The sequence below is a fragment of the Microvirga aerilata genome, assembly GCF_016743775.1.
Classification (GTDB): domain Bacteria; phylum Pseudomonadota; class Alphaproteobacteria; order Rhizobiales; family Beijerinckiaceae; genus Microvirga; species Microvirga aerilata.
The window spans coordinates 1-5109 of record NZ_JAEQMY010000182.1; the positions used below are offsets into that span (position 1 = coordinate 1).

The 5109-nt window shown below is 61.4% G+C and carries 3 protein-coding genes and 1 pseudogene; all 4 read right to left on the minus strand.

Translation table 11 applies throughout. The features are described 5' to 3' along the window. A pseudogene (locus JKG68_RS33075) lies at positions 1–209 on the minus strand (site-2 protease family protein); the annotation flags it as partial. Positions 210–1244: 1035 nt separating this feature from the next. Next, on the minus strand, positions 1245–2996 hold the full coding sequence (locus tag JKG68_RS30960; RefSeq protein ID WP_246516099.1) for an ATP-binding protein: 1752 nt from the start codon (positions 2994–2996) through the stop codon (positions 1245–1247). Between the two features lie 4 nt (positions 2997–3000). Further along, the gene (locus tag JKG68_RS30965) at positions 3001–4158 is read right to left on the minus strand and encodes an FIST signal transduction protein (protein ID WP_202066149.1); all 1158 of its coding nucleotides are present in this window, start codon (positions 4156–4158) and stop codon (positions 3001–3003) included. Positions 4159–4247: 89 nt separating this feature from the next. Next, positions 4248–4880 (minus strand): sensor histidine kinase, encoded by a 633-nt coding sequence (locus JKG68_RS30970; protein ID WP_312891062.1) that lies wholly within the window; start codon positions 4878–4880, stop codon positions 4248–4250. Between the last annotated feature and the right edge of the window lie 229 nt (positions 4881–5109).

Consider the following 5109-nt stretch of genomic DNA (forward strand, 5'->3'; position numbering starts at 1 on the left):
CCATAGCGTCGGGCCGCCAGAACATGGCCGAACTCGTGCAGCAGAACGCACAGGAAGAGCAGAAGAATGAAGATAACACCTTGAAGGGCTGCGTCGCGTCCACCCTGCGCATAATGTGTCACAGCAATCCAGACAAGAAAGAGAAGAAAGGTAAAGTGGACACGGATGATTGTGCCCTTTACAGAGCCAATAGGAATCGACCAGCCCATATCCTCTCCCTTCAAGGTATTGCTGATGTGGGAACGCCTGACCTCTCGGGATCAGCCGAAATTTATGTGAGGGGTTCTGCGAATTGCACGGACAACTCTATCGCACGCATGATCAACTGAGGATCAGATAGAAGACGATCAGCAGGACAAGAACTACTGCGATACCTCCAAAGCCCACAGAGGTTAGAATGTTCATGCGGTTTGGGTCGCGGTCCATAAGGCGCTCCGTGGATTGGTCTCTAGTCCCCACAACGTGAGGGGGGCCGGATCGTCTCAGCTTAGCCAATTCGTTGAAGGGGCTTTTGCGAAAGACGCCATCCTCAAACGAGCCCCTAGGCTATCTGGTGAACCGTCATCGCAACTGCCGCGGGGAGAACAGGCTAGCCATGTTTGTTCACGACCAGCATCGGCTGCTCCTGCTCCACTGAACTCTAAGGCTTTAGGAGCGGGTTGTTCCAAACATCAAAGCATACGTTAATGGGACGGCTAAGGCAGGAGCTGCCTGCGTTCCGCTTGAGCAAGGTCCAATGGAACGCAGCCCTGCAGAGTAGGACAGCTTCCTAGGTCAAAGCGGACGTTCACACGGCCAGGCTTAACGACTGTACCTGACCCAGTGCGGACCATCCGATGAAGAGGCTTACCTTTGGGGGCGGAACGCCACTGGTGCGGCATTCCATAGACTCCAGTTCCGCGCAATTCGCGGTGTCTATTCCTGGGTCGAGCGTGAGACCTGAACGGGAGCGGTTTCCCGACCCCTCCGCTCTTCCTCCGCCAACGCTTCCAGATGCTTGGCGGTCTCCTGAAGCTGGCGGCGGGCGTTATGGTTGAGATCTGAGGAGCAGATCCTGGGACGCACTCGCTCGAGACTGAGCCGCCTGTCCGAAGTGCGGTTCTGCGAGATTACGTCCCTCTTTGTGAGCCTCCAATCCACTAGACTTCGATCGAGTGGAACGTGGCCGCTCTTCTCAAGCGTGCGGTTGAGCGTTTCGCATGGGACTTTTGCACGTGCTAAGCCACTGTAATGCCTAGCTTCCCTCAGTTGTGCGGATTTCGTCGTTTGTGCACTCGTTGGTGTGCGGCTTGTGCGACGCGCCTGAGGACGCGCGACAGCTCATCTACGGCATAGGGCTTGTGCACGAGCTCGAAGCCATGCCGACCTTGATTGGCAAGCACCTCGCTATAACCGGATGTGAGCACCACCGGCAGGCCAGGGTAGCGACGTTTGATCTCCTGGCCGAGCTCAACACCGCTCCGACCCGGCATCATGACATCCGAGAACACGATGTCGAAGTCCCGCGGCGCCTCTTCGAGGAGTTTTAGCGCCTCATCGGCATTGGTGGCCCAGGTCGTCTTATAGCCAAGATCCTGCAGGATCTGGGTTGAGAACCGGCCAACGCTGAGGTTGTCCTCCACCACCAGCACACGACGTCCGTACGTTGTGTCTTGGACTCCCTCATCAATAGGGGCTGCCGGCTCTTCGCTGAGTTCGCCATCGACCTGCCGCAGGTAGAGGGTGAAGGCGGTGCCATGCCCGACCTCGCTCTCTACATCCACGTCGCCGCCGGACTGCTTGGCGAAGCCGAAGACCTGGGAGAGACCGAGCCCAGTACCCTTGCCGACCTCTTTGGTGGTGAAGAACGGCTCAAAGATCTGCCCGATCTTATCGGGCGGGATGCCGGATCCCGTGTCTGCCAGAGAGACGGCAACGAAGCGGCCCTGGCTGCCAGCATGCCTCCGGACCGGGGGCATCTCGGATGTGATGGCCACCCGGACCGTGAGGGTGCCCTCACCATTCATGGCATCGCGCGCATTCACGGCCATGTTGATGAGCGCCGTCTCGAATTGCGCCACGTCCGCTTCGGCAAAGCAGCTCTCACAGGCGATGTCCACCACGATCTGGATGCGCGAGCCTACGATCGACCGCAGCATGTCTGCCACAGCTCCCACACGATCCGGCACGTCGAACACCTCGGGCTTGAGCGCCTGCCGGCGCGCAAAGGCGAGGAGCTGTCCCGTCAGCTTGGCGGCACGATCAACGGTGTTGGCAATGGCGTCCACGTACCGGCTGCGGCGCTCCTCGGCGAGGCCCGGGCGGCGCAGCAGGTCGGTTGATGACTTGATGATGGTGAGCAGGTTGTTGAAATCGTGGGCTACGCCCCCGGTGAGCTGACCAATCGCCTCCATCTTCTGGGCCTGACGCAGGGCTGCTTCGGCCTTCATTCTCTCCTCTATCTCTTCGGCAATCCGCTGCTCCAGGGTGGCATTCAGCTGACGAAGCTGTGTGGCCTTGGAGGCAAGCTCTGCCCGGGCCGCGTCGAGTGCTCTCGCCAGCTCGGTGGTTCGCCGGGTTGCCTCCTCCGCCGCTGAGGCATGGCCGTGGGCCTCCATGGCCGCATTCTCTGCCTGTAGCAGCGCGATGAGCAGGGAGCATGCAGCTGCCACCTCGCCCAGGGGTACGCGCGGCTCCCCGCCGAGCAGTGCGAGGGTGACACCGTCCACAGAGGTGAGCGCGCGAGCCAAGACCGTTCGAGACTGGTCTGGAAGCACGACGTTGCACGCGAACTCCCCAGGCTCGGCACACCGGGCCAGGAAGTGCCGCCATGTCGGTCCGCCAGGCAGCGTCTGCGGAAACCCTGGTGCGGGCCGGGACCGTCCGGTTGTTTGGTCCCTCAGCAACATCAGGAAGACCTCGGCGCCGAGGTGGGCTGCGAGTTGCGATGCAGCCTCCCGCCTTGCAGAAGGGACCGCGAAGGCATTGAGCAGAGGAAACAGGGCAGCGGGGTCCAACGGGCTACTCAGGGAAAACGCAAACAACGGCGGTGCAGTTGTGGAAGCCCTGGAACTGCCCTTCTGCGCGGGCGATCTGCCCATGCGTGTTGCAGCCTGCCACCGGGACAGGCCCAAGCCGCCCCTGCAGACCGGCAAGCTCTTCCTCAAAGTGTTCGCCCATTCGCAGCCGGGTTGCCACACAGTCGAAGAACAGGGCGGCAACCGGCCGGCTCGGCATGGAGCTGACCGCCGCATCCGCAGCACGCTCAGCCGCCTCGACAGCCGAGGCGTGGGTGGTGCGCATAATCCTCACCACAGCACCGACCGGGATCTCGGCGGCGCAGAGCACTGAGCCATCCGGCAGGACCGCCAGCGGCACCCGCAGGCGATAGCCGGCGCCCGTCTCGATGCCGAGGATGTTGTGCAGGAAGAACGGGATGGGCTCCTCTCGGTCGATGGAATTTCCGATCGTCTCGGCATGCTCCTCGAAGACCTCGACGGCCGGGAGGCCGTCCAAGCTGATCAACCGCATGCCATCCGCTTCGGTCACCCGCAGGGGGCGAGAAGCAGGCTCCCATCCATGACTGACGCCCACTCCTAGGGGCTTGGAGGACAGGATCTCGAGAGCGACAGCGGCGTCGGCCAGCACCTCCTCTCCGCAGAAGACGGTCGTCCGCTGAAAGCGAGCATTGTCGCCCGCTCCGCCGCCAAAGAACTGATACTGGCCAGCCGTCGCGAGGGTCAGCTCGTCAACCAGCACATCGGCATACCCTGCAAGCGCATCCGTCAGGACCAGAGCAGCCCGATGCTCGAACTGCGAGGTTGATGGTCCGGAGAAGCCGGATGCAATCTGGCGTGCGGCCGCGCCAGCGTCGCGCTTGAGATCACGTCCGACACTCGCCGCGAAAGCGACATCGTCGCCCGCCAGCACCAGGGCGCAGGCCAAACCAGTCCCATGCACCTCGTTTGTGAACTCACCGGCCGATGATGCTCCTACGATGACCCCGGAGATGGAGGCCGGCCGAAGCGCCGCGAGCAGGCTCTTGTGGTCATGCTCAGGCGCCGCGAAAAGGATGATGGCCTGGGCAGGAGAACCCAGCTTGTCGATGATCTGCGAGGCTAGGTCACGACCGGCCTCTGCACTCTCGGAGACGTCTGTCGATACAACGGCGGCTTTCATTAGCGTCTCTCCATCAAGAGCAGGTTCAGATAGGGCATGAGTACGGGTCGGTTCAATCACAACGTTGGGGATCAAACACGCTCTTTCGATCACAAATTTCGCTGCAGGGGAGCATCGACGGTGCAGACTAGCCCCATTGGCGATAATTTGATGGTAACATTGCCATCGAGGTCCTGAGCCAAGCTCCGCTCGATCAAGCGAGTGCCGAACCCTCGACGAGTGGGTGTCTGAATGGGCGGACCGCCACTCTCCTCCCACCGAAGAAGAAGGCGGGTCTGGTCTTCGTTGTCCTTAACCGCCCAGGTGATTCGGATCTCCCCTGCCGCGTTTGAGAGGGCACCATACTTTACCGCATTCGTCACCAGCTCCTGCAGGGCCATGGCAAGCGCCAGGGCCATGCGAGGCGGCAGGCGAACCTTCGGTCCGCGGATGTGCAGGCGATTTTCGCTTGTGGCACTGTAGGGCTCCACAGCCTGCTCCACGATTACCCCGAGGTCAGCCGCCTCCCAGTTCTCACGCGTGAGCACACCATGTGTTCGCGAGAGAGCCATCAGGCGTCCCTCCAGAGCCTGCATCACCTCCTGTGTGGTGGAAGCGTTACGGAGCGTTTGAGAGGCAATGGACTGCACGGTCGCAAGGGTGTTCTTCACCCTGTGGTTCAGCTCGTTGATGAGAAGCTGCTGGTGCTCCTCCCAGCGCTTGCGCTCAGTGATATCCCCCACCAGTCCAAAGATCTTGGTGACATGGCCATCCGGGGCGAGCTGAGGCTCCCCGCTAGATCCTCGGCACAGTGATTATGACCGATTGTGTGCGTCAAGTTTTGCAAAGCGGGGCGGCCCGACAGGCTGGCTAAGCAGCTTCGCGGAGAGTGGTTTTCTTGTGCTCCTTCAGGTCGTCCATGTTGAGGTAGCGGTGAGCTTCGAGCCAGTTCTCATGCGACTCCACCGCCAG

Excerpts from the sequence above, each read along its gene's own strand:
- JKG68_RS30965 (WP_202066149.1), bottom strand. The coding sequence starts at position 4,158 with ATGAAAGCCGCCGTTGTATCGACAGACGTCTCCGAGAGTGCAGAGGCC.